Source organism: Massilia arenae, assembly GCF_008014745.1.
Classification (GTDB): Bacteria; Pseudomonadota; Gammaproteobacteria; order Burkholderiales; family Burkholderiaceae_D; genus Telluria; species Telluria arenae.
This window is the reverse complement of the sequence record NZ_VPFD01000072.1, coordinates 1-266: the sequence shown is the minus strand read 5'-3', so window position 1 is coordinate 266 and position 266 is coordinate 1. Positions and strand designations below refer to the sequence as shown.

Annotated in this window: 1 rRNA gene; it reads left to right on the top strand. The window is 45.9% G+C overall.

Annotated elements, in window-relative coordinates:
* Window positions 1-116: 116 nt before the first annotated feature.
* Window positions 117-266: ribosomal RNA gene (locus tag FVD38_RS26335) — 23S ribosomal RNA — on the top strand; the annotation flags it as partial.

The following is a 266-nucleotide window of genomic DNA, read 5'->3' as shown; positions in this document are numbered from 1 at the left end:
TCGGAAACGAGATGTGATGCACACTTAGGGTAGTAGTAATTTGTATCAAGCAAACATAGTTGTACTCTTGAATTCTGTGACGATCTCTTTAACTCATGAAGAGGCCAACGTTATAGGGACAAGTGAATAAGTGCACATGGTGGATGCCTTGGCGATTACAGGCGATGAAGGACGTAGTAGCTTGCGATAAGCTGCGGGGAGCTAGCAAACGAGCTTTGATCCGCAGATTTCCGAATGGGGAAACCCGGCCTTTTAGGTCATTGCAT